The organism is Candidatus Cloacimonadota bacterium (assembly GCA_011372345.1).
In the GTDB taxonomy this organism is placed as follows: domain Bacteria; phylum Cloacimonadota; class Cloacimonadia; order Cloacimonadales; family TCS61; genus DRTC01.
On record DRTC01000541.1, the window covers coordinates 1 to 2,992 of the forward strand.

The 2,992-nt window shown below is 33.8% G+C and carries 4 protein-coding genes; all 4 read right to left on the reverse strand.

What is annotated here, in order from left to right; genetic code table 11:
* Window positions 1-463: 463 nt before the first annotated feature.
* Window positions 464-1,303, reverse strand: coding sequence for a M23 family metallopeptidase (locus tag ENL20_10275; GenBank protein ID HHE38942.1), 840 nt, complete (start codon window positions 1,301-1,303; stop codon window positions 464-466).
* Complete coding sequence (locus tag ENL20_10280) at window positions 1,300-1,935, reverse strand: cyclic nucleotide-binding domain-containing protein (GenBank protein ID HHE38943.1); 636 nt, start codon at window positions 1,933-1,935, stop codon at window positions 1,300-1,302. The genes ENL20_10275 and ENL20_10280 overlap by 4 nt, the downstream gene beginning before the upstream one ends.
* A 286-nt stretch (window positions 1,936-2,221) precedes the next feature.
* A complete protein-coding gene (locus ENL20_10285; GenBank protein ID HHE38944.1) occupies window positions 2,222-2,758 on the reverse strand; it encodes a hypothetical protein in 537 nt (178 codons plus the stop codon).
* A 35-nt stretch (window positions 2,759-2,793) separates the two neighbouring features.
* Window positions 2,794-2,992: SH3 domain-containing protein (locus ENL20_10290; protein HHE38945.1), on the reverse strand; the 199-nt coding region annotated here is incomplete at its 5' end.

Here is a 2,992-nt window from a genome sequence, read left to right on the forward strand (position 1 = left end):
ATGGATTTCTGTTCTTTTTCAGATTTGTGATTTTATTGAGGATCATTGCTTTCATAGTTGCTCCGTAGTTTCATTATCATTCCCAATCCTCGATTGGGAATGCAATTTTTTCGGAAATCCTTGTTTCATTTTTTTTCCTCACTCTAATATTCCAATTCCATTTTGGAAAGGAATTTAATTTCAAAACAGGATTTAGATGAATATTATGTTCCCAATCAGGGGATTGGGAACAATGCTGTAACTCGGAACTTGTTCCGAGTATTATTTTTTTTCATTATCATTCCCAATCCCCGATTGGGAATGCAATTTTTTCGGAAATCCTTGTTTCATTTTTTTTTACTCACTCTAATATTCCAATTCCATTTTGGAAAGGAATTTAATTTCAAAACAGGGTTTAGATGAATATTATGTTCCCAATCAGGGGATTGGGAACAATGCTGTAACTCGGAACTTGTTCCGAGTATTATTTTTTAATAATCAAAAATTTCTCATCCTGATCGAGCAATAATTCCGGATCGATCCTCTTTTTGAAATAATTTACACCCCAGTGCAGATGAGGTCCGGTTGCTCTGCCGGTCGAACCGACGGATCCAATTTGTTCACCTATTTCAACATTCTGTCCAAGTTCAACTGCAATCGAATCAAGATGAATATAAATCGAACTCAAACCTAATCCGTGATCGATTAAAACGAATTTGCCATTGTAGAAATAATCACCGATCAAAGCAACTATTCCGTTTGACATTGCTTTCACCGGAGTTCCTTTGGGAGCAGCAATATCCAATCCGCTGTGAGGACTTTTTGGAATTCCATTCAAAATTCGCTGGCTGCCGAAGACTCCTGAAATCTTTCCTTCCTCGATTGGTCTGATAAATTCCTCGAACATTATATCATTTTCTTTGTAAATTCCGGAACGAACAGCTTGCAGACTTTTACTTTCATTGGAAATCCTGCGTAATAAATTCTTATCAACCGGTTTTTCAACATATTCTTTTTTAATTTTATCGATCCTCTGAATTTCATATTCTCTTTTGCTGATCAAAAAATCCTTTTTAATAATCTCACCATTTTTAAAAATTAGAGAAATCTGATGTTCAAGCGGTTCGTCTCGGTCAAATCCAATAATAATTTTCTGGTCAGAAATGGCTAAATTTTTCTCATTCCAGAAAACTTGTTCAACATCTTGATGAACATTTCCAATTAAAATTCCTCCTTGAGTCGCATTTCCGGAAAGAATCAGAAATTCTTCTGAAAAAAATGGAAATGAAAAAGAAATAAGCAAGATAAAAATTAAGAATTTCATTGAAGTTTATGCTCTATCTTTTCGATCAGATCTTTGCTGAAAATTTTCTCGAGTTTATGATAAAGTGACTGATTATTATTTTTCAAATTTTCAAAATAAATCCTGTTCCATGATTTATAAGTCATATTTGTTTCCGCAACCACATCAGCAGAAGCAGGAGAATTAGTGAGATAACCCATTTCGGCAGCAAAGTTTCCACGATGGAGTTCTGCAATAAGAATGTTATTCTTAAATACTGACAATTTTCCGGTTAGAACGAGGATAATATCTCCCTGCATGACATCCTGTTTGCATAATATTTCACCTTTGAGAGCGGAAAGTTTGCTGCCTTCTTTCCAAAAATTTATAAATTCTCTTTTTGTCATCTCTGCAAAAACATTATCATAAATATCGATTATATTTTCGTTGATGTTTATCTCTTTTTTACTTTTCAAAATCCTGAAAATCTGCACTGAATTTATGATCACAAATAAAATGTACCAGCGAGTTGTGTTATTCTCATTGATTGAAATTCCATAGCAGATCATCGAGATTCCCGCAAAAACCATAACAACTCTTAACCAGAGAATATTCTTTATAAGAATAGCGACTGTAATTCCGATATAATAACCTTTCAGAAATAATGTTTCCATCTGAGGAATTCCTTAAAATCAATAAATTTATTCATTGAGATTAACTGAAATCACAGAAATAAACTGAATTTTTTTAGGTTGGACTCGACTTGAAAGACGAAGTCGTCGAGTTGAGAACAACCAGTACTTTATCATCATCGATGCTAACTGATTTTCATTGAGATATGATGAGAACACTGAATTAGATCGAATCTTTTTCAAGACGAAGACAGATTTTTTCACCTCTAAATATTTCATTTTTCTGAAATAATGTTTCTTCTGTTTTTCTCATTTTTTTCTGTTTAACTCAATGAGCAACTTCATGGTTTTCTTCTCCAACTTTTCTGGTGAATTGCAGGAAATAAACAAATTGTGGAAGGATCAGGCAGATCGTAAAAATTCTCATCAACCAGACATTATATTGGAGAACAAGAGCCAAAATGACAAAACAATTTATGAATACACAGGTTTTACCAACAAAATTTATTTTTACTCCTTTTTTCAGAAATAACGGGTAAAACAGGATGAACATCAAAACATAAAGCAATGCTAAAATTCCAAATAATTGGATCCAGAAAAGCAGGTTGTTCCTGATACAAATCCCAAAAAGAACAAAACCCATGAGAACTTTGTCGGCAATCGGATCGAGGATGCTTCCAATCAGAGATTTCTGGTTAAATTTACGCGCGATCAAACCATCGAAAAGGTCTGTTATAAAAGCGAAGCTGAGGATGAGAAAGGCAGTTTTATTATTATCGTATATAATGTTCCACATCACGATCGGACCTGCAATAACTCGGAAAAAAGCGAGTAAATTCGGGATCGTAAAAATCTTATATTTCATAAAGTCAATTTATAAAGAATTGTTTTTTTGAGAAGTTATATTTTAATTTTTTCCAGATTCTTCGATTCTATCCATCCTCCCAAACCATTTGTGAGTTTGATCAAACTCCAGTTGTTTTCCTCTTTTTCAATATCGAAGATCATTCCTTCGTGTATAGTGAAAACCCTGGTAAATTCATTGCTCGGACCGCTGAAACCAACTGCACTTTGCGAGATCAGAACAGCTTCCGAAGAG

Excerpts from the sequence above, each read along its gene's own strand:
- ENL20_10275 (HHE38942.1), bottom strand. The coding sequence starts at position 1,303 with ATGAAATTCTTAATTTTTATCTTGCTTATTTCTTTTTCATTTCCATTT.
- ENL20_10280 (HHE38943.1), bottom strand. The coding sequence starts at position 1,935 with ATGGAAACATTATTTCTGAAAGGTTATTATATCGGAATTACAGTCGCT.
- ENL20_10285 (HHE38944.1), bottom strand. The coding sequence starts at position 2,758 with ATGAAATATAAGATTTTTACGATCCCGAATTTACTCGCTTTTTTCCGA.